The following is an 18,600-nucleotide window of genomic DNA, read 5'->3' as shown; positions in this document are numbered from 1 at the left end:
CTGGAATTCAAGGGATTCTCAAGAAAATTGTGACATTGCCCAGCCGGTGCGATCGCCCATCCTCCTTGCTCCTCGAGACTCAAGCAGGGCAATCAGCGGGCTGTCATCGCTTCAGCAGCAGGTAGTAGAGGCTGCCGGGCCCATTGACATCACCAGCACGAGCCTTGGCGATTGCGCCCGTGCACCAAAAGACATCGACGCGACCATAGCCACGGATGGCGCTACCCGTATCTTGGTCCAGCACATAGCGGTAGGATAAGCCGCCGCGATCGCCGGCCAAGGGCGCTTTGATGAGGGCGAGTGCACCCGGCGGGAAGAGGGTTTTATCGGTGGCAATCGAGCGACCTGGCGTCAGAGGTTGGCTGAGGCTGCCGGTGGCGGCGGCGCCAGCTGTCGGTTTGAAGAAGACAAAGCGATCGTTGCGGGGCAGGTAGTCGCTGAGGCGATCGGGATTGGCGGCAAACCAATTGATCAACTTGCCCAGCGTCAAGGCTTCGGCTGTAAACACCCCGTCTTGCACCAGCTCTTGGCCAATACTGCGGTAGGGATGCTGGGTGGCTCCGGCGTAACCCACCGTGAACTCACGGCCATTGGTGAGCTGCAGGCGGGCAGAGCCTTGGACATGGACCAAAAAGGCCGCTAGCCGATCGCTCAGCCAGACCAGTTCTGTTCCAGCTAAGGGACTGCGATCGCCCAAGAGGCCATCTTCGCCTTCGATTTGGCGGCGCGTCAGGTGGGGCTGTGCCCAGCGATCGAAATCAGCGGGCCGTCGGTAAAGGGGGTAGCGATAGGTTTCGGTGCGGGTCAGGCTAGCGGGATACACCGCCTCGTAGTAGGCCGTGAAATCGACGCGATTGTTGTTGTCCAGACCGGGGGATTGCCACAGTTGAAATTCCCGCCGCAGCGCGGCCTCAAAACTGGCTGTATTGCGACTGGTCTGCAGCAACTGACGAAAGCGTTGCAGGCTGCGCTGTACCCAACGGCGATCGGGTTGGTTGGCGGGACGATCGCGGTAGGCTTTCTCGGCGGCCGGTGTAGCTAACCAAGTCAGACTGCGGTCAATCGCCGTAATCATTGCTTGGCGATCGCGGGCCGTTTGCCATAGCCCCGTATCTTGTCCGGCTGGCCACTGTGAACTGAGCTGGAGGCCGATGGTTGGCGCGGCTACTGGAGCAACCATCGGATTGGCTGCCGGAGCAGGTTGTGTGGCGGCGGGCTCAATCCAGCGATCGCCCCCAAATAGCCCCAGCACTGCTAGCCCTAGCAAAAGTTGCGATCGCATGCGCCCCGACCTGTTGGCTCCACTGAAATCGCCGCTAGTGTAACAACGGCCCCGCGACCATCGTTGCCCCCTGACCCCGATCGCGACACCATTGCCTCGCTTGACCGCTTCGCGAGACAGTAAACAGCGGACCAAGGGGCAAATAGTGATGGGTACAGCGCCGGGAATCATTGGACGGGTTTTGGCTCCGGCCATTAAGCTCTGGCTGCACAGCCAAGCCACGATCGCGCAGCTAGATCTGACCATTGGCGGCAGCAGTCGTCAATTGCTGGGCGGCACAATTCCCGAGGTCGCGATCGCGGCACAAGGCATTGTCTACCAAGGGCTTTGTCTGGAGCGCATGTCGCTGTTGGGCTCCGAAATTCGCGTCAATCTGCCTCAGATGGTGCGCGGCCAAGCCTTCCAACTTCTGCAGGAAATTCGCATTGCCGCTGAGGTGCAACTGCTGGAAGCTAACTTCAACGACTCACTCAGCTCCGAGCTTTGGCAACAGGCGATCTGGCAGATCTTGGCGGACTACTGGCAACAGCTAGGACTCTCGGTAGAGCAGCTGGCGACCCAACTACAGTTTCGCCTCCGGTCCGATCGCCTCCACCTGCTGATCACGCCCGACACAGAGTTATCCCTCGGCCTCGCTTTAGTAGATCCGCAGACTTTACGCCTGCACAGTCCCCAGTGGCAGTCAGCGACCCAGCCCGCGCCTGATTTGAGTGGGCTTGAGGCCTATGCGATCGCCCTCGGTGAGGATGTCTCGATCGCCAGTTTGGTGATTAGCGACGGCAAGGTCGATCTGACGGGAGAGTTCCGAGTTCTCGCGACAGCGGCCTAACGCAACAGCGGTAGCAGCAGCGTCACGAAGTAGTACATCATCGGTGCCGTAAAGATGTAGCTGTCGGTGCGATCAAGGATGCCACCGTGTCCAGGAATGATCTGACCGGAGTCTTTGACGCCAGCATCCCGTTTCATCATCGATTCGGTTAGGTCGCCCAGCAAGCTACAGCCGCCGATGATCAGGCCCAAGCCCAAGCCGGTGAGCAATGGATAGGGCCAAGCTAAGGAAAAGGCCCCGATAGTGGCGACGGTCATGCTGCCAAGTAGGCCAGAAATCGCGCCTTCCACGGTCTTCTTGGGGCTGACTTGGGTGAGCTTGGTGCGTCCCCACCAACGCCCCATGAAGTAGGCGCCGATGTCAGCGGCCCAAATGCAGAGGAAGGCCAGCAACAGTAGGGCTAGACCTGGCGGTAATTGGTTAAACGGTAGCCAGCGATCGGGCCAGAAGCCGCCGAGGGGGAGATTACTACTGGCAGCCGATCCGAGCGATCGCAGGCGCACCCAGTAGCTGGGCAGATAGCCGGTGTAAAACAGGCCCAGAATTGAGGCGGCAATGTCGGCAATGCTGGAGGGCTTGGGCTTAAATTGCAGCCAAGCGCAGATCAGAATGGCTGTTACTGGCAGGATCGCATCGGTGAGGGAAGGGTTGAGGTTCGCGACAATCAGCAACAGTTGACTGACGACCAAGGTCGTCCGTGCCGCCGGCATCATTCCCTTGAGGCGCACCAACTGGAAATATTCTTCCAGGCCAAGGTAGACCATAATTCCAAGGCCACAGGTGAAATACCAGCCGCCCAACGTCAGCAATCCCAGAGCGATCGCGATCGCCACCGTGCCACTGAGAATGCGGGTCCAAGGCATGAGGAGAAGTAGTCCGCCAATTGTTTACTGTGGCACAAGGACTGATGACTCTCTCGAAATTGCTCCAGAGAGCTTCATCCGCCACGGCTGCAGCGTCCCTGCTTGAAACTGGTTGAAATCCTCCCTTGGGCCAGTTGTTGAAAACGGCAATTCGCGATCGCCCCTCCGGAGTCGCAACCCAAAAACCTAGGGATCGCTCTTGCCCAATCGCACCGTGCAAGGAAAGCACCACAGTAGAATGGGCTCTTGGACCCTTTCGCGCTGCCCTGCTGCATGGCCCCTGCCAAGCTTTCTCCTGCTGATAAGCAAGCGTTGCTCGAGCGCTTTCGCACTACGACTGCTCCGGTTGCTGCTTTGGCTGAACAGTTTGGGGTCAGTGTCAGTACGGTGTCGCGGATTTTGCGCAGCAGTTTCTCGCCCGAGGAATATGAGCAACTGCGCGATCGCCGCAGCCGATTGACGGAAACGGCAGATTCAGTTGCAGTGACCCCAGAGGTGGATTCAACGCCGGTAGTACCGAAAGCTGCAGACCCGTCCGCGATTGCTGATCCTGAGCCGCTCCCAGCAGAGGCGATCGCACCGGAGCCAGAACCAGCCAGTGGTGGACGTCGCCGCCGTCGTCGTTTTACGGCAGCTAGTACGGACAGTGCAGAACCTGCAACGCCGGAACTGCCGAACAAACCTGAGGCGATTAGCATCAGTGCGCCTTTTTTTGCCCCGCTAGCTGTAGAAACGCCCGAGCCGGTGACTGGAGAGGAAGCGATCCCACCCCCCACTCCAATCTCAGAGCCGAAACCTGCGCCGGAACGGCCACGCCCAATTCCGAAAACCCCCTTCACGGAAGCGGCGATCTTTTCAGAAACAGAGCCAGAGATTGAACCCGGACAATCCACTGCTGCAACCCAACACATCAGTAATACCGCGATCGATTTAGAACTAACCGCTGATGATTTGCGGGGCGGAGTTGCTGCGATCGAAGATGCAGATGAATTTGGGGATGATGACAGCGAAGACGATGAACTCGTGTTCGACGAAGACGATCTTGCGGCTGATGGGGACAGCGATCGCACAGAGGCTGCGGCGACCCTTGAACTCTTACCCCTAGGCATTGCACCCCTCCCCCGCACTAGCTATGTCGTTGTCGATCGCACAGCGGATTTGGTCACCTGTTCCCTGACAACTTTGGCGGAATTAGGAACGGTAGAGGCGGATCATGCGGAAGCCCAAGCATTGCCGCTCTTTGATAATCCCCGCACCGCTAAGCGTTTTTGTAAGCGCAATCAACGGGTGATCAAACTGCCCGACAGCCAGATTTTGTTAAAAACTACGCGCTGGCTGCAAGCGAAGGGCATTCACTGTTTGCTGATTGATGGTCAGGTCTACGCGCTGGATCGCTAAGGGCTGCGCTGAGTCTAGAAGCTATCAAAACGCTTGCTGACCAAGATTGGGTTTGAGCACTCTGCTGAAGTTGCTCAGATCTCACTCCTAACGTTCGTTGAACTTAAGCGATCGCAGAAGGTGATTGCAGGCTATTTTTGATGTCATAAAATTATGAAATTCTGCTTGACTTCAGTTGGTTTTTGCTAGCTGAAAATGACTGGAATAGATGACTGAAAATCAGCAATACGCAACTGTCTTGGCTGAGTAGAGAAGCGATCGCGCGATCAAGCCTTGGTCATTTGCTTTTATGCTGGAGAAGACTGCTGTTTGAATGCTTCTCCTAGGATTTTCAATGCCGCGATTTGCCCTGCTCAGTGTTTCCGATAAAACTGGCCTCGTTGATTTTGCACGTCAACTGGTCGATCGCTTTCAGTTTCAGATTGTCAGTAGCGGTGGCACCGCCAAGCAACTCCTAGAAGCAGGTATCCCCGTTACGAAAGTTGCAGAACACACGGGCTCACCCGAAATCCTCGGTGGCCGAGTCAAAACCTTGCATCCCCGCATTCATGGCGGCATTTTGGCGCGCCGCGATCGCGAAGAGGATCAAGCAGATTTAGCGGCCAACAACATTCAGCCGTTTGACTTAGTCGTCGTCAATCTCTATCCCTTCGAGGCCACGATCGCCCGTCCTGAAGTGACGCTGGCAGATGCGATCGAGCAAATTGACATCGGCGGGCCAGCAATGGTGCGGGCCTCGGCCAAGAACCATGCTCACCTAACGATTCTGACTAACCCCAGCCAGTACGAGCCCTATCTGACGGCCCTGGCCGATGGAGAGGGACAAATTCCCCTCGCGTTCCGCCAGCAGTGCGCTCTAGCGGCTTTCCAGCACACCGCTGCTTATGATGCGGCGATCGCGACTTATCTCGCTGAGCAATTTGAAGCGACCAGCGATCGCTTGCAACTGAGTGCTCAGCCGGTGCAAGTCCTGCGCTACGGCGAAAACCCCCACCAGGCGGCGACTTGGTATCAAACCGGTGCTACGGCCAGCGGTTGGGCAGCGGCGCAGCAACTACAGGGCAAAGAGCTGAGCTACAACAACCTAGTTGACCTCGAGGCAGCACGCCAAATTATTGCGGAGTTCCCGGCGGATGGCCCCGCTGCTGCCGCGATTCTCAAACACAATAATCCCGGCGGAGTCGCCACAGCTGAGGCATTGAGTGATGCCTATCAAAAAGCGTTTGACGCGGACTCCGTCTCTGCTTTCGGGGGCATTGTGGCCCTGAATCGGGCGATCGATGCGGCAACTGCAACGGCGATGACCGGCACCTTCCTCGAATGTATTGTTGCCCCATCGGTTGAGCCAGCAGCGGCTGAGATTCTCGCAGCTAAGAAAAACCTACGGGTACTCACCCTGGCAGATTTCAATAGCGGTCCGCAGCAAACTGTGCGATCGATCGCCGGCGGATTCTTGGTGCAGGACAGCGATGATCAGCTGGAAACCGTTGATGCTTGGCAGGTCGTCACGGAACAGCAGCCTAGCGAAGCCGATTGGCAGGAGTTGCTGTTTGCTTGGAAGGTGGTCAAACATGTCAAATCCAATGCGATCGCGGTGACGGCGAATGGCGTCACGCTCGGGATTGGTGCCGGTCAAATGAATCGGGTCGGTTCCGTCAAAATTGCCTTGGAACAAGCGGGCGATCGCGCTCAAGGTGCCATTCTTGCCAGCGATGGTTTCTTTCCCTTTGATGACAGTGTTCGTACCGCAGCGGCAGCTGGAATTCGGGCGATCGTGCAACCCGGCGGGAGTCTGCGTGATGCTGATTCAATTGCAGCGGCGAACGAACTTGGCCTTGTGATGGTCTTTACTGGCACGCGCCACTTCCTCCACTAAAGTCTGACCCACTGCTGTTCTCCCGCAGGACTTTGCCATGCCCGATTCTGTTGTGCTGCCCGCTACGCTGCAGACCGCGCTGCAAACAGCGGAGCAGTTACTTTGGGATCGGGCCTTGGTTCGCTATCACGATCAGTGGGCGGGGGCGATCGCGGCACTGCCTGAAGATCAGGAGTTGGCGGCAGCGAACTACCGCGAAATCTTTATTCGCGACAACGTGCCGGTGATGCTCTACCTGCTGTTGCAGGGCAAAACTGACGTTGTCCGCGACTTCTTGCAACTGTCGCTTTCTCTCCAGAGCCAGGCACTGCAAACCTATGGCATTCTGCCGACCAGTTTCGTCTGTGAGGAAACCCACTGCGTTGCTGACTATGGTCAGCGGGCGATCGGGCGGGTGGTTTCTGCTGACCCTAGCCTTTGGTGGCCGGTGCTGCTACAGGCCTATCGGCGGGCCTCCCATGATGATGCCTTTGTCCACAGTCCGACTGTTCAGCAGGGGTTACAGCGGTTGCTGGCTTTCCTGCTGCGTCCGGTTTTCAACCAAAACCCACTGCTCGAGGTGCCCGATGGGGCCTTCATGGTCGGTCGTCCATTGGATGTGGCGGGCGCACCTTTAGAAATTCAAGTCCTGCTCTACGGGGCACTGCGGGCTTGTGGGCAGTTGCTGCAATACACCGAAGCGGCCAATGCTGCCCATGTGCAAGCCCGTCGCCTGCGGCAGTATCTCTGCTGGCACTACTGGGTGACGCCCGATCGCCTGCGACGCTGGCAGCAGTGGCCCACCGAAGAATTTGGCGATCGCAGCCATAACCCCTACAACATTCAGCCGATCGCCATCCCTGACTGGGTTGAACCTTGGCTGGGTGAGTCGGGTGGCTACTTCCTAGGGAACATACGGGCAGGACGTCCTGACTTCCGCTTTTTTAGCCTTGGCAATTTGCTGGCGATCGTTTTCGATGTGCTTCCGCTCAATCAGCAGGGTGCGATTCTGCGCTTGATTTTGCAGAACGAAGCCCAGATTTTGGGCCAAGTGCCGTTGCGGCTCTGCTATCCCGCTTTAACCGGATCGGCGTGGAAAATCCTGACGGGTTGCGATCCTAAAAATCAGCCTTGGTCCTATCACAACGGTGGTAGTTGGCCATCCCTGCTTTGGTATCTCAGTGCGGCGGTCTTGCACTACCAACAGCGGGGAGGCGATCGCAATCTCTGTCAGGTCTGGCTGAATAAGCTTCAGCACTACCACACTCAGCAGTGCGAGCAACTCCCTGGCGATGAGTGGCCAGAGTACTACGAGGGTCAGGACTCGGTCCAGATTGCTACTCGCGCCTGCCGTTATCAGACTTGGACGTTTACGGGATTGCTGCTGAATCACGCACTGCTCTCGCAGCCCCAGGGCATTCAACTGCTGAGTCTGCGGGGCTTACCCTAAGATTTGTGAAGACCTTTGCTGCCGAGCAGGCAGTAGCCTGTCCTAGCCCGGCGAGGAGAACACGCCATGTCAGACGAACTCAAGTTTTATCTCAACTTTGGCCATCCACTATTGATGTGGATTTTGCTGGGAGTCAGCCTCTATGCGGGCTATCTCGGCTTCCAAGTGCGCCAACTGCGGTCGGCGACTGGGGAAGAGAAAAAGAAACTGATTCAAGCCAAAGTGAATCAAAAGCACTTCCAGTGGGGCTCACTCATTCTCGCCTTGATGGTCTTAGGGACTGTGGGCGGCATGGCTGTCACCTACATCAATAACGGCAAGTTGTTTGTTGGCCCTCACTTACTGGCCGGTTTGGGCATGGCCGGTTTGATCGCTATTTCCGCAGCGCTGTCCCCATTCATGCAAAAAGGTAATGAGCTAGCGCGGGGCACCCACATCGCCCTCAACACCGTGATTGTTGGCCTGTTTGCTTGGCAGGCTGTCACGGGAATGGATATTGTGCAGCGCATCATCGCTCGCCACTAGAGCCGAATCGCCGCGATCGCAATTCAATCAGGTCGCTTTTAAGCAGTCCTTCCGTTGGGTTGGACTGCTTTTTGCTGGCTGTGGGGCTTAATCTGCTTGCATAGGGCAAATATGTTAGGACGTTGTTGCCTGAGCCGATTAACCTCTAACCCATGGTCAGGACCAGCTAGTTTTACCGGTAGCGATCGCTGCTGCAAGTCTCAACTGCAATCTTGTTGAAAGGAACTGGGGGTGTCGAGTCTCCCGGTGGATGTATGGGGGGCGCAATCACCCCCACGGATAGAGGCTGTTGACTCTACACCAGCCCAGAACTAGATTGTCCTAATCTGCTTGCGGACTGCTGGCTACAGCACAATGATTCGCGAGCCGGTTTTCGGGATGCTGGCCTTCTGTAGCGTGACAGTACTGCCCGGACGTTGAACGGGTGTGCCCTGCATCAGTTCGAGGAATGGTTGTAGCGGCCCCAACTCGCAGCTGTCCTTATTCGCTGCACTGGTGCGGTATTGGGTCGGAATAATCAATCGAGGTTTGAGCAACTCGATCGTGGCTTTAGCCTCTTCTGGGTTGTAGCTCTTGGGGCTACCGCCGACAGGGATCAACAGTACGTCAGGACTACCCAACAGGATTTGGTTCTCGATGGTGATCGGGGCAGCCGCACCGCCTAGATGCAGGATTGATAATCCCGCTTGAGACCAGCCCCAAGCGACGTTATTGCCAAAGCGGCGACCCCCGAGGCGATCGTGGGGCAATTTCACCCCTTGAATCTGCAACGAACCCAGCCGATAGACGCCCGCTTCAAAGAGAATGCGAGGATTACCTGTAATGGCTTCGGCGTAGCCTTCATCCAGCAAACGACTACTGATTAGCACAACGCCTGCTGACTGCCGAGGCAGCGGTAAACCTGCGGTGCAGCCACCTGGCTTAAAGGGATTGACAACGATCGCGGGCAGGCCGCCACCCGTGAAGCGGAAGCAACTGTGGCCAAAGGATTGAATTTGCAGGGAACTAGCTTGGGCCTCAGCAATTCGGGGCAAAGTTGTGGCGATCGCCCCCAAACTTCCCCAGCCCGCTGCTTGCAAAAACTGACGACGCTTCACGAATTCACACCCGCCACAGACACGGCTAAGAGCCTAGCATTCAGGAGACGGCACTTTGGCTAAAAAGTTTGCCAACATCCGCTTGCCAGATTGGGTGAGCACGCTTTCTGGGTGAAACTGGACGCCTTCCACATGAGGATATTGACGGTGCCGAACCCCCATGATGGTGCCGTCTTCCACCCAAGCGGTTACTTCGAGGTCTGCTGGACAGCTATCGCGATCGATCACCAAGCTGTGATAGCGAGTTGCCGTGATTGGATTGTCGAGCCCCTGAAAAACGCCGACATCGTGATGCAGCACGGGTGAGGTTTTGCCATGCATCAGCTCTGGCGCAGAAACAATCTGACCGCCGTAGACCTGCCCAATACTTTGATGACCCAGACAAACGCCCAGAATCGGTGTGGTTGGACCAAATTCAGCGATCGCGGCCATGGAAATGCCTGCATCCTCAGGACGGCCCGGGCCAGGCGAAATCACGATCGCATCTGGTTTGAGTGCTGCAATTCCGGCCAGATCAATTTGATCGTTGCGATGCACCACAATTTCTTGGGCGATCGCATAGTCGCTGGCCAGTTCGCCCAAATATTGGACGAGGTTGTAGGTGAAGCTGTCGTAGTTATCGATGACGAGCAGCACAGCGACGATCCGGGAATAACAGTCCTTTCCAGCGTACGATCTGCGGCTCCATTCCGGTGAGTGCTCACCACAAGAGGCTGAGACGAAGCCAGAGCGGCGGCAGGAGCAAGGTTGCGGCCACGAGGACAGCGGCGATCGCGGCGATTAGGACCGCACCAGCAGAACAATCTTTAGCGATGCGAGCCAGTTCGTGATATCTCTGCTCGACTGTGAGATCGACAACGGATTCCAAGGCTGTGTTGAGTAGTTCCATCACCAGCACGGCAGCCACTGTGAGGGTCACGATCGCGCGATCGGTGGCGCTGAGCCCCAAACCGAACGCTAACCCAACGGCGATCGCGCCAAGGACTACATGGATCCGAAAGTTGCGCTGGGTTTGGAACGCGTAGCTCACGCCCATGCCGGCATAGCGGAAGCTACTGAAGAGGTTTGGCGCAATCCGCCAAGCATAGCCGCGGCTTCGAGCTAGATTGGCCTCCAGACGACTCGGAGGCAGTTGAGTGTCGGGCATGTAGGCCTCCCTAGACAGCCATTGTGCACAGTGTGACATTCTCCCGCGATTGTCCCCAGAGGTGATGGCTCGATCGCCTCGGTTGGCATTCAATCAGCCTGCCCCGCAGCTAGGTCAAGAGAACATCCAGAACTTGAATAAACCCTATCTTGGCAAGCAGGGAAACTGGCTCTCCTGCCTCGTTTTCCCAAATCTTGTGAGGGATGCTCTAGGTAACAGGGGCACTCCTAATTCAGCAGCTCAATCCCATTTGGCTATGGCAGCGATCGCTAATCGGCAATTGAAAGCAAAGAGCTGTTCAGTCTATTGAATTCAACGATTTGTAGCCCCTACCGCTGGATCTCTCTATTTAATCTTGGCAGGCATGAGCTATTTTGCATTAGCTAATCTCTAGAAAATCCAGTCTTGAAAGTCCCAGCCTGAGACGGATTTCACCTAGGGAAAAGGCTATGAAAGATATTCATCACAGGCTGTCTCAGAAATGGCATCTTGATAGTGATTTCTAGTGGGTATTCAATGCTGATTGCCGATATTGTATTAGACACTCACTGCCACGAAAATTACAATTTTTTGGCTAGGAAAATTGATGGCTATCAGGCACCTAAATGTCTGTTGAGATCGGCAACTGCTCAGGCTCTTGTTCGAGTCAAAAGGAGTTTGTGAAATCAGGATATAATCTGAAACCTATGATTGCTACTGTTCTCGACAGTCATCAATTTATTTGTGCTTTTAGCTGAGGCTTAGGCGATTGTGCCCTGCAAGAGTTGCTCTACCCTCGTGTTGATAAAGTGAATTGATTGAGCTAAGGCTATATTGCAGTAAAATCAGGTCACAGACGGGGTAGAACCGTTGACCTGACGATATTATTCCTCGCGAGCCTCAGCCCACAATTCCCTGCTGCGATAACAGTTTGGATATGAGGACCCCTTTCGATTATTTTGATTCCCTTTCTTACATTGTGAATGGACAAATTTCACCGCAATAACAGTGAAATTGCCTGCTCTTAACCACGGTGACGGAAAAACAGAGCTTCAGAAATCCGCCAGAGCAGGGGTGACCCTACACCCTCAACTCAGGGCTTTAATCCAGGGACGTACTTTAGCTGTCCGGTGCAGTGATGCGCTGACCGGTGCCCTTGATGATTGCAGCCGAGCCAGTTGAGCGATCGGCGATCACAGCTTAAGGCTCCGATGATGGGGGTTGGCTGACTTCATCCAACCAGCGGGGTGGCACTGGAACCGCCACCAATTGTAACCAACGCTCTTGTTGCGTCAGCATCGCGGCTAGCTGCTCTTCATTGGGGTGATCCCAACCCAGGAGATGGAGCAGGCCATGGGCACTCAGCCAGACCAGTTCTGTCTCTAGGGCATGGCCTTGGGCTTGGCGTTGAGCCGTTGGTACTGAAATAATCACGTCGCCCAGATAGAGCGGCTCCTCAGGATCGAAACCCAGCGCTAGCTCATCTTCTAGGGCAGCAAAAGCGAGAACATCCGTGGGTTTATCCAGCTGGCGATAATCGCGATTGAGTTGCTGAATTTCTGCATCATCGACAAAGCGCAGGCAGGCTTCGTAGGTAGGGGCCTGCCAATCTTCTGGTAGCTGTGGCTGGATATCTGTCAACCAGCGATCGAGCCAATCTTGCCAAGGCAAATCCGGCAGGCGATCGCTGCAGGCCATCTGCACCGTGAGGTCTAGTAAAGCCACGTCAGCGCGTCAGGTAAGCCAAACCAACCAGTAAACCTATCAAGCCTAGGGTCGTCAGGCCAAAGTGAAAGAGCGACTTGCGTCCCTTCCGTACCATGTTGCGCATGGCGAGTTTGACATAGCTATCTCTGGCTGGCGCCGAGGCAGTCGTTGTTTCCGGCGGTGAGTCAGGCGTTGTCATCGCTGCAATCCAGATCCTTAGACAGTGGTTTCGATCAACATTTGGTTATCTTGGCGCAGATAGGCCTGGATAAAGGGATTGAGGTCGCCATTCATCACATCGGCGATCGCCTTGGTTTCTACGCCAGTTCGGAGATCCTTAACCAGCTGATAGGGATGGAAGACGTAGTTGCGAATTTGATTGCCCCAGGCTGCTTCCACCATATCGCCGCGAATTTCCGCGACTTCCTTGGCTTTCTGTTCCTGCAAAACGACCAGTAATTTCGCCCTGAGAATGACCAGGGCTTTCTCTTTGTTCTGCAGCTGCGATCGCTCTTCGGTACAGCGTACTGCGAGGCCCGTCGGCAGGTGAACAATCCGCACGGCGGTCTCGACTTTGTTGACGTTCTGGCCGCCTTTGCCACCGGCGCGGGAGGTGGTGATCTCGAGGTCTTTCTCAGGAATCTCCAGGTCGATATCAGTGTCGAGCACCGGCATCACCTCTACCCCAGCAAAGCTGGTCTGGCGCTTGTCGTTAGCGTTGAAGGGAGAAATGCGGACGAGGCGATGGGTCCCCTTCTCGGCTTTGAGATAGCCGTAGGCGTACTTGCCCTCAATCTCCAAGGTGACCGATTTAATGCCCGCTTCCTCCCCTTCGGACAGCTCGGTAATCCGTACCTTGTAGCCTTGGTCTTCGGCCCAGCGGGTATACATCCGCAGCAACATCTCGGCCCAGTCTTGGGCATCGGTGCCGCCAGCCCCAGCGTTAATCGAGAGGATCGCTCCCTCAGCATCATAAGGGCCCGATAGCAGTTGCTGTAGTTCCCACTGATCCAGCTCGCGCTGCAGTCGCTGGACGTTGGTTTCCGCTTCTTCAAATAGGGCAGGGTCGGGCTCAATCGCCAGCAACTCCAGAATGGCGGTGATATCGGCGTCGAGTTGTTGCCAGTCCACCAGTCGCTGAACTTGGCTTTTGCAGTCATCAAGCTGCTTGAGAATTTTCTGCGCTGTGGCCTGGTTATCCCAAAAGTCAGGTTGCGCTGCTTCTTGTTCTAAATCTTGAATCCGCGCTTGTAGGGCAGGAACGTCAAAGATAGTCCTGAGCGTGGCTCAGGCGGCTACGGAGCGGTTCGTGCTGACGTTTAATCTCAAGCGTGTCCATGATCGATGAAGCGCTGACAGGCGCTGATCCTAGCACCGCGATTGCGGTCGACGAGCGTAGGGCAGGAACGTCAAGGGCTGGGCGCTCAGCCTTTAGAGTGAAGGTCGGGATCAGGATTGACCTCGCGATCGCGGCATCATCTGGCGGCTGCCATGCCTGTTTACTACTTTTGGGGAGAAGATGAATTCGCCCTGCGACAAGCGGTGGAAAAGTTGCGCGATCGCAGCGTAGATCCAATGTGGGCGAGTTTTAACAGCGAGCGGATTCCCCCAGAACAAGCAGATGGGGTGCTGGTTGCTCTGTCGCTAGCACTAACGCCACCCTTTGGGGCGGGGCAACGCTTCATCTGGCTGCCGGAAACGCCCTTGGCCCAGCAATGTTCCGATGCGGTCTATGCCGAGCTGACTCGCACCTTGCCCCAAATGCCCGAGACAACGGTGTTGCTGTTCAGCAGTACGGGTAAGCCAAATGGCCGACTGAAATCCACTAAGCTACTGCAAAAAGTTGCGGAACTGAAGGAGTTCTCCCCCATTCCTCCTTGGCGCGGTGAGGCGCTCGAGCAACAGGTTGTCCAAGTTGCCCATGAGGTCGGCGTCCGTTTAGATCGCGAGGCAGTGGCTTGTTTGGCGGCAGCGGTGGGCAATCAAACCCGCCAGCTCTACAGCGAACTGGAAAAGCTGAAACTCTTCCAAGGCGATCGCTCAGAGCCAGTGACAGCCCGCATAGTCCAAGCCCTAGTCAGCACAACGACTCAAAACAGCTTGCAACTGGCAGCTGCCATTCGCCAAGGGGACTGCGATCGCGCCCTTAGCTTGGTCAGTGACTTGATCGCTAGCAACGAACCAGCGCTGCGGATCAGTGCCACGCTGATTGGTCAATTCCGCATGTGGCTCTGGGTCAAACTGCTGCAGGAGCGGGGAGAACGAGATCCGCAAGCGATCGCCACGGCAGCGGGAATTGGAAATCCCAAGCGTGTCCATTTTGTTTTGCAAGAAGTGCGATCGCTCACCAGTCGTCAGCTACAGCAAACCTTGCCCCTCTTGCTCGACCTCGAATTTGGGCTCAAGCAGGGAGCGGATCCGCTTGGGCATTTACAATCCCAAGTGATTGCCCTTTGCCAATGCTGCCAACCCCCGCGATCGCGTCTGTAGCGGACGGAACTTTTCCCAGACTCCCCGCTTCAATAGAACTAGGTCAGCAACGCCCCAAGAGACTGCTACGGTAATTTCGGCTCTATGATTCATCACTGGTACAAGTCCTTGCTACCGCTCGTGCTTGCGGTCTGGCTCATGCCGCTAGCCGCCCGAGCTGATGATTTTCCGAGCCCTGAGGAAATCGATAGTTTTGCGCGGTCTGCGCTGGAAATTGAGCAACTGCGACAGACAACACTCAATGATATTCGTGACAAGCTGGGGCAGTCAGCGGTGCCCTCCCTGCGGTGTCATCAGCGGGATGTTTGGCAGCAGTACGAGCCGAGCGTGCGCCGATCATTTGAGCAGTTTTGTCGCCAGTCGGCCCAAATCCTCGATCGCAATGGCCTGAGCCCCAGCCGCTTCATCGAAATTCGGAAGATGCAAAACAGTAATCCGACCCTCAAAAATCGCGTTCAAACCCAGCTAATGCAGCTGATGCGCTAGTGCGCTTCGTCAGGCTTAAGAACTGAATCGGGGAAACAGGCTGCCTCTTGCTCAATCCCGTTCCCCCACTGTCCCTAGAGCAAGCCTGCTTGGGCTAGTCCTAGGACGAAACCAGCACCCAGTAGATGGCCAAAGCTGGCGGTTGCCAATAACTCGGGCAGACCAAAACCACTAAAAATTGCGGGTAGCGGCACCGGTAATGCCGGGCCCACGCCGCGGTTGCGGATGGCAAAGTAGCCGATCGCGATCGCAAACAGGTTGGCGGTGATCATGATTGCGGCGACATTGGCGTTCCATTCCACCGTGGTTGGGTTCATCGACTCTTCTCCTCGTTTCAGCTAGCCAGCATGATAAGAATCAGGCTGCCTGCCTGACGCAAGGCTTGCCAATACTTAACAAACTGCCAATGCACCATGGGCCTACGCATTAAAATCTGCGGACTGCGCGATCCTCAACAAGCGATCGCGATCGCCGATCTGGGCGCAACGGCGATCGGCTTCATTGCGGTACGGCAGTCACCCCGCTATGTTTCCCCTGCCCAAGTCGCTGAGATTGCTCAGGCTTTGCAGAAGACCCATCCGACCGTCAATCGTGTCGGTGTGTTTGCCAATGCCACGGCTGAAGAACTAGAAGCCTACGTGGCTGCGGGAATCACCAGCCTTCAACTCCATGGCGATGAAACCCTAGCAGACAGTCAGCGTTGGCGCGATCGCTTCCCTGCATTGGAATTGATCAAAGCCCTACGAATTCGCTCAACCGCTGACTTGGCGCTGGCAGAGTCCTTTACAGACTGCGTAGACACGCTGCTGCTCGATGCCTACCACCCTCAGATGCTGGGAGGGACTGGTGCAACCTTGGATTGGCAGGCATTGCAAGCCTTTCAACCCTCTCGCCCTTGGCTGCTTGCAGGTGGTCTAACACCTGAGAACATCACGACCGCGCTATCCCAGCTTCACCCCGCTGGTATTGATCTCTCCAGTGGTGTTGAGCGATCGCCCGGTGATAAGGATCTGGAGAAAGTTACGGCTTTATTCTCTTCTCTAGCCAGAAATAGTCTCTTGAAATGATCAACAATTATCTCAAGTCCGTAGGAATGCCGAGTGGAAATATTAATCAGAGATTGCTGGATCCCTAACAACTGTATCGACGTGAAGATAACGGCGGACTGCTTGGGCGATCAGTTCTGATACTGATGTCTCTAGCTGCTCTGCTGTTGCTTGAAGTTGATGAACCTCAGACAGGCTTAGAGTAACTTTTATTTCTGTTTCTGATTGTGCTTGGGCATAATTTTGATAGCGTTTAATCTCTGAGCTGAGTGAATCCACTGAATGCCACTCACCCGACTCTATCGATTGAATCAAGATTTCTTCTTCCGATCGAGCATGGTTATTCATGTTAAGAGCCTCGATATCTCTTTGTCATTTTTCGGTTGGGGATAATCGTTTTAAGGAAAATTGTTTGATCGTCTTCAATAAAAGGAACACAGTAGATATAGTTGTTGAACTTGACAATAAAAATACGTTGATGCGGATATTTTTCAGGATTGTGATGCTGAAGAATATCAAGAAGCTGGCCTTGCTGAATTGCAAGGACTACTTGCTCAAACTGCACACCACGTTCAGCTTTTAACTGCTTATTTTTCTCTGCGTCCCAGCAAAAAGCTTTCATGTATTCCAGGGCAATGATACGCGCCAGAAGACTCCTTGTAATGACCTAAGCAGATACGGGAGGAGCAACTCCCACCAATTGCTCCAAGGATAGTAGGCAGCCTGGCAATTTAGACAACCACTATCGTTCTATCCAGCAACTAACCCCTGCTGATTATGCAGAGCGTCTTTAGGACAGGACGGGTTGGCGATCGATCGCCTGCCGTAGTTCCCGACAGAGTGTGGCCACCCCTTCCACGCCCTGCTCTTGCAGGCGATTCACGAAGGCGCTGCCAACGATCACACCATCGGCGCCCCAATCGCGCACTTGTCGAGCTTGCTCTGCTCCCGAAATCCCGAAGCCAACCCCGATCGGCTTATCAGTCCCTTGGCGAATTTCTTGCAGGAGATCCGCAACACGGGACTGCATCCCTTGGCGCATCCCAGTGACACCGGTGACGCTGACAAGGTAGATAAAGCCACGAGCCTGCTTACTAATCGCTGCAATGCGATCAGCGGAACTCGTCGGTGCAATCAGCAGAATCAAATCAATGCCACGCTCAGCTGCGACTTCTGAGAGACGTTGGGACTCTTCCAAGGGCAGATCGGGTACAACCAAACCATTCGCGCCAGCTGCCGCGATCTGATCCAAGAAGGCTTCGAAGCCGCGGTTCAGAATTGGGTTGCAATAGGTAAACAGCACAATCGGCGCTTTGATCTGCGATCGCACGTCCTTGAGCAGTGCCAAGACATCATCCAGTCGCGTCCCCGCTTGCAGGGCACGCGTTGCTGCTGCTTGAATCACGGGCCCGTCAGCCAGCGGATCAGAGTAGGGCACACCCAACTCGATCAGGTCAGCACCTTCCCGATCGAGGGCCAGCAATGCCTGACGGGTGGTTTCTAAATCCGGGTCGCCCGCCGTCAAAAACGGGATCAATGCACAGCGTCCCTGCGATCGCAGGGCGGCAAAGCAGTCAGAAATTGCAGTCATGCCCAGTTCAAAGACGGCCAAAGTCTGATCTTAGGACTGAGAGGACTCTTGCGATCGCGCTTGTCGCTCAGCTTCTACTTCAGCTTGCAGGCTAGCCAGCTCTTCCGGCGACAGTTCTTCAAGGCGTTTTTGCAAGACGGCTTCTTCGTAGTCGCGTAGTTGCTGCGCGTAGGTCATCCGCTTGGTCAATACCCGAAAGACATAGGTCAAGCTCCAGAGCACCACGCCGCCCACCAGCAGGGCTTCGCTCCAAATGCCCGCATCAAACTCGGCTAAGCCAAAGCGCTGTAGGACGCTGTAGAGCAGCGCCCCCGTTCCCACCAAGCCTGCTCCCAGTAGCAGGATGTCTAGGCGTCGCATCTAGGCTGGGATCTGGCGCGATCGCGGCCGGAAGTTCAGCAGCGGTGCCAGCAACAGCAGTCCTGGGAAGAAGAAGAAGACCAAAAAGTACATGAAAGCCCGTTCCCAAGAGCTGGCGACATACCAGCGTTTTTGGAGGTACAGGTACAGTGCCGCCGGAACCACCAACAGATAAGCCCCAGCGAGGGCAAGGTACAAGGCTGCAATGATCAGAGTCACAGTCATACTCAGATGCTTGGCTCTGATTTTAAACGCTTGCGTCCAAGCCCTAGCCAATGGTGGAATGGGGAAAGCAACAAGGGGGCGTGGCGGAACGGTAGACGCAGCGGACTTAGAAAACTGGGCCTCGATCGCGAAAGGGATCGAGTGGCAGCTCTCAAACTCAGGGAAACCTAAAACTTTAAACATTAAAGTCATGGCAATCCTGAGCCAAGCTAAAGCTAAACAACTAACAGCTTTAGAAGGTGCAGAGACTAGACGGGAGCTACCCTAACG

Annotated in this window: 22 protein-coding genes; 8 read left to right on the top strand and 14 right to left on the bottom strand. The window is 55.4% G+C overall.

What is annotated here, in order from left to right:
- Positions 1–103: 103 nt before the first annotated feature.
- Entirely contained in the window at positions 104–1,282 is a 1,179-nt protein-coding gene (locus tag SYC_RS05955; RefSeq protein WP_041676981.1) for a murein transglycosylase A, read from the bottom strand.
- 148 nt (positions 1,283–1,430) lie between these two features.
- Here SYC_RS05955 and SYC_RS05950 point away from each other — a divergent pair, with 148 nt between their 5' ends.
- Complete coding sequence (locus SYC_RS05950; protein WP_011377562.1) at positions 1,431–2,111, top strand: LmeA family phospholipid-binding protein; 681 nt, start codon at positions 1,431–1,433, stop codon at positions 2,109–2,111.
- On the opposite strand, the gene SYC_RS05945 is transcribed toward SYC_RS05950, so the two are convergent.
- A complete protein-coding gene (locus tag SYC_RS05945) occupies positions 2,108–2,974 on the bottom strand; it encodes a phosphatidate cytidylyltransferase (RefSeq protein ID WP_011243433.1) in 867 nt (288 codons plus the stop codon). The two genes, SYC_RS05950 and SYC_RS05945, sit on opposite strands and share 4 nt — an antisense overlap.
- 273 nt (positions 2,975–3,247) lie before the next feature.
- Here SYC_RS05945 and SYC_RS05940 point away from each other — a divergent pair, with 273 nt between their 5' ends.
- The 4 genes from SYC_RS05940 (at position 3,248) to SYC_RS05925 (ending at position 8,202) form a co-directional block, all read left to right on the top strand.
- Positions 3,248–4,372 carry a hypothetical protein gene (locus SYC_RS05940; RefSeq protein ID WP_011243432.1) on the top strand — a complete coding sequence of 375 codons (1,125 nt, stop codon included), beginning with the start codon at positions 3,248–3,250 and terminating at the stop codon, positions 4,370–4,372.
- A 334-nt stretch (positions 4,373–4,706) separates the two neighbouring features.
- Complete coding sequence (purH, locus tag SYC_RS05935) at positions 4,707–6,248, top strand: bifunctional phosphoribosylaminoimidazolecarboxamide formyltransferase/IMP cyclohydrolase (RefSeq protein WP_041676979.1); 1,542 nt, start codon at positions 4,707–4,709, stop codon at positions 6,246–6,248.
- A gap of 37 nt (positions 6,249–6,285) precedes the next feature.
- On the top strand, positions 6,286–7,677 hold the full coding sequence (locus SYC_RS05930) for a glycoside hydrolase 100 family protein (RefSeq protein WP_011243430.1): 1,392 nt from the start codon (positions 6,286–6,288) through the stop codon (positions 7,675–7,677).
- Between the two features lie 66 nt (positions 7,678–7,743).
- Positions 7,744–8,202: a DUF4079 domain-containing protein gene (locus SYC_RS05925; RefSeq protein WP_011243429.1), complete on the top strand. Its 459-nt coding sequence runs from the start codon at positions 7,744–7,746 to the stop codon at positions 8,200–8,202.
- A 344-nt stretch (positions 8,203–8,546) separates the two neighbouring features.
- Here the strand turns inward: SYC_RS05925 and SYC_RS05920 are convergent, their stop codons facing one another.
- The 6 genes from SYC_RS05920 to prfB form a co-directional block, all read right to left on the bottom strand.
- A complete protein-coding gene (locus tag SYC_RS05920) occupies positions 8,547–9,299 on the bottom strand; it encodes an MBL fold metallo-hydrolase (protein WP_011243428.1) in 753 nt (250 codons plus the stop codon).
- Between the two features lie 33 nt (positions 9,300–9,332).
- Entirely contained in the window at positions 9,333–9,935 is a 603-nt protein-coding gene (locus SYC_RS05915) for an anthranilate synthase component II (protein WP_011243427.1), read from the bottom strand.
- A 64-nt stretch (positions 9,936–9,999) separates the two neighbouring features.
- Positions 10,000–10,446 (bottom strand): diacylglycerol kinase family protein, encoded by a 447-nt coding sequence (locus SYC_RS05910; RefSeq protein ID WP_231621354.1) that lies wholly within the window; start codon positions 10,444–10,446, stop codon positions 10,000–10,002.
- Between the two features lie 1,179 nt (positions 10,447–11,625).
- Positions 11,626–12,150: an rRNA maturation RNase YbeY gene (gene ybeY, locus SYC_RS05905; RefSeq protein ID WP_011243425.1), complete on the bottom strand. Its 525-nt coding sequence runs from the start codon at positions 12,148–12,150 to the stop codon at positions 11,626–11,628.
- 1 nt (position 12,151) lies between these two features.
- Complete coding sequence (locus SYC_RS05900; RefSeq protein ID WP_011243424.1) at positions 12,152–12,331, bottom strand: DUF3285 domain-containing protein; 180 nt, start codon at positions 12,329–12,331, stop codon at positions 12,152–12,154.
- Between the two features lie 17 nt (positions 12,332–12,348).
- Positions 12,349–13,471, bottom strand: a protein-coding gene (gene prfB, locus SYC_RS05895; RefSeq protein WP_155813897.1) for a peptide chain release factor 2 whose coding sequence is annotated in 2 segments (ribosomal slippage) — positions 12,349–13,398 and positions 13,400–13,471 — 1,122 coding nt in all. Because the reading frame shifts where the segments join, the coding sequence is not laid out codon by codon here.
- 152 nt (positions 13,472–13,623) lie between these two features.
- Between prfB and holA the strand changes: the two genes are divergently transcribed.
- Complete coding sequence (gene holA, locus SYC_RS05890; RefSeq protein ID WP_011243422.1) at positions 13,624–14,622, top strand: DNA polymerase III subunit delta; 999 nt, start codon at positions 13,624–13,626, stop codon at positions 14,620–14,622.
- Between the two features lie 84 nt (positions 14,623–14,706).
- Positions 14,707–15,108 carry a DUF4168 domain-containing protein gene (locus SYC_RS05885; protein ID WP_011243421.1) on the top strand — a complete coding sequence of 134 codons (402 nt, stop codon included), beginning with the start codon at positions 14,707–14,709 and terminating at the stop codon, positions 15,106–15,108.
- 74 nt (positions 15,109–15,182) lie between these two features.
- Here the strand turns inward: SYC_RS05885 and psaK are convergent, their stop codons facing one another.
- Positions 15,183–15,425, bottom strand: a complete 243-nt coding sequence (psaK, locus tag SYC_RS05880; RefSeq protein ID WP_011243420.1) for a photosystem I reaction center subunit PsaK — start codon at positions 15,423–15,425, stop codon at positions 15,183–15,185.
- A 96-nt stretch (positions 15,426–15,521) separates the two neighbouring features.
- Here psaK and SYC_RS05875 point away from each other — a divergent pair, with 96 nt between their 5' ends.
- Complete coding sequence (locus tag SYC_RS05875; RefSeq protein ID WP_011243419.1) at positions 15,522–16,175, top strand: phosphoribosylanthranilate isomerase; 654 nt, start codon at positions 15,522–15,524, stop codon at positions 16,173–16,175.
- A gap of 42 nt (positions 16,176–16,217) precedes the next feature.
- Here SYC_RS05875 and SYC_RS13565 read toward each other — a convergent pair whose 3' ends face one another.
- From SYC_RS13565 to ndhL, 5 genes are all read right to left on the bottom strand, one after another.
- Positions 16,218–16,502, bottom strand: coding sequence for a ribbon-helix-helix protein, CopG family (locus tag SYC_RS13565; protein WP_011377569.1), 285 nt, complete (start codon positions 16,500–16,502; stop codon positions 16,218–16,220).
- A 1-nt stretch (position 16,503) separates the two neighbouring features.
- Positions 16,504–16,776 (bottom strand): BrnT family toxin, encoded by a 273-nt coding sequence (locus SYC_RS05870; protein WP_011243418.1) that lies wholly within the window; start codon positions 16,774–16,776, stop codon positions 16,504–16,506.
- A 168-nt stretch (positions 16,777–16,944) separates the two neighbouring features.
- Positions 16,945–17,745, bottom strand: coding sequence for a tryptophan synthase subunit alpha (gene trpA / locus SYC_RS05865; protein ID WP_011243417.1), 801 nt, complete (start codon positions 17,743–17,745; stop codon positions 16,945–16,947).
- Between the two features lie 30 nt (positions 17,746–17,775).
- Entirely contained in the window at positions 17,776–18,105 is a 330-nt protein-coding gene (locus tag SYC_RS05860; RefSeq protein WP_011243416.1) for a DUF3007 family protein, read from the bottom strand.
- The gene (ndhL, locus tag SYC_RS05855; RefSeq protein WP_011243415.1) at positions 18,106–18,330 is read right to left on the bottom strand and encodes an NAD(P)H-quinone oxidoreductase subunit L; all 225 of its coding nucleotides are present in this window, start codon (positions 18,328–18,330) and stop codon (positions 18,106–18,108) included. It abuts the gene before it with no gap.
- Positions 18,331–18,600 lie beyond the last annotated feature (270 nt).

The sequence above is a fragment of the Synechococcus elongatus PCC 6301 genome, from assembly GCF_000010065.1.
In the GTDB taxonomy this organism is placed as follows: domain Bacteria; phylum Cyanobacteriota; class Cyanobacteriia; order Synechococcales; family Synechococcaceae; genus Synechococcus; species Synechococcus elongatus.
Note: the sequence above shows the minus strand (reverse complement) of the source record. Positions and strands in the feature narration are given on the sequence as shown.

Excerpts from the sequence above, each read along its gene's own strand:
- SYC_RS05955 (WP_041676981.1), bottom strand. The coding sequence starts at position 1,282 with ATGCGATCGCAACTTTTGCTAGGGCTAGCAGTGCTGGGGCTATTTGGG.
- SYC_RS05950 (WP_011377562.1), top strand. The coding sequence starts at position 1,431 with ATGGGTACAGCGCCGGGAATCATTGGACGGGTTTTGGCTCCGGCCATT.
- SYC_RS05945 (WP_011243433.1), bottom strand. The coding sequence starts at position 2,974 with ATGCCTTGGACCCGCATTCTCAGTGGCACGGTGGCGATCGCGATCGCT.
- SYC_RS05940 (WP_011243432.1), top strand. The coding sequence starts at position 3,248 with ATGGCCCCTGCCAAGCTTTCTCCTGCTGATAAGCAAGCGTTGCTCGAG.
- purH (WP_041676979.1), top strand. The coding sequence starts at position 4,707 with ATGCCGCGATTTGCCCTGCTCAGTGTTTCCGATAAAACTGGCCTCGTT.
- SYC_RS05930 (WP_011243430.1), top strand. The coding sequence starts at position 6,286 with ATGCCCGATTCTGTTGTGCTGCCCGCTACGCTGCAGACCGCGCTGCAA.
- SYC_RS05925 (WP_011243429.1), top strand. The coding sequence starts at position 7,744 with ATGTCAGACGAACTCAAGTTTTATCTCAACTTTGGCCATCCACTATTG.
- SYC_RS05910 (WP_231621354.1), bottom strand. The coding sequence starts at position 10,446 with ATGCCCGACACTCAACTGCCTCCGAGTCGTCTGGAGGCCAATCTAGCT.
- SYC_RS05900 (WP_011243424.1), bottom strand. The coding sequence starts at position 12,331 with ATGACAACGCCTGACTCACCGCCGGAAACAACGACTGCCTCGGCGCCA.
- holA (WP_011243422.1), top strand. The coding sequence starts at position 13,624 with ATGCCTGTTTACTACTTTTGGGGAGAAGATGAATTCGCCCTGCGACAA.
- SYC_RS05885 (WP_011243421.1), top strand. The coding sequence starts at position 14,707 with ATGATTCATCACTGGTACAAGTCCTTGCTACCGCTCGTGCTTGCGGTC.
- psaK (WP_011243420.1), bottom strand. The coding sequence starts at position 15,425 with ATGAACCCAACCACGGTGGAATGGAACGCCAATGTCGCCGCAATCATG.
- SYC_RS05875 (WP_011243419.1), top strand. The coding sequence starts at position 15,522 with ATGGGCCTACGCATTAAAATCTGCGGACTGCGCGATCCTCAACAAGCG.
- SYC_RS13565 (WP_011377569.1), bottom strand. The coding sequence starts at position 16,502 with ATGAATAACCATGCTCGATCGGAAGAAGAAATCTTGATTCAATCGATA.
- SYC_RS05870 (WP_011243418.1), bottom strand. The coding sequence starts at position 16,776 with ATGAAAGCTTTTTGCTGGGACGCAGAGAAAAATAAGCAGTTAAAAGCT.
- trpA (WP_011243417.1), bottom strand. The coding sequence starts at position 17,745 with ATGACTGCAATTTCTGACTGCTTTGCCGCCCTGCGATCGCAGGGACGC.
- SYC_RS05860 (WP_011243416.1), bottom strand. The coding sequence starts at position 18,105 with ATGCGACGCCTAGACATCCTGCTACTGGGAGCAGGCTTGGTGGGAACG.
- ndhL (WP_011243415.1), bottom strand. The coding sequence starts at position 18,330 with ATGACTGTGACTCTGATCATTGCAGCCTTGTACCTTGCCCTCGCTGGG.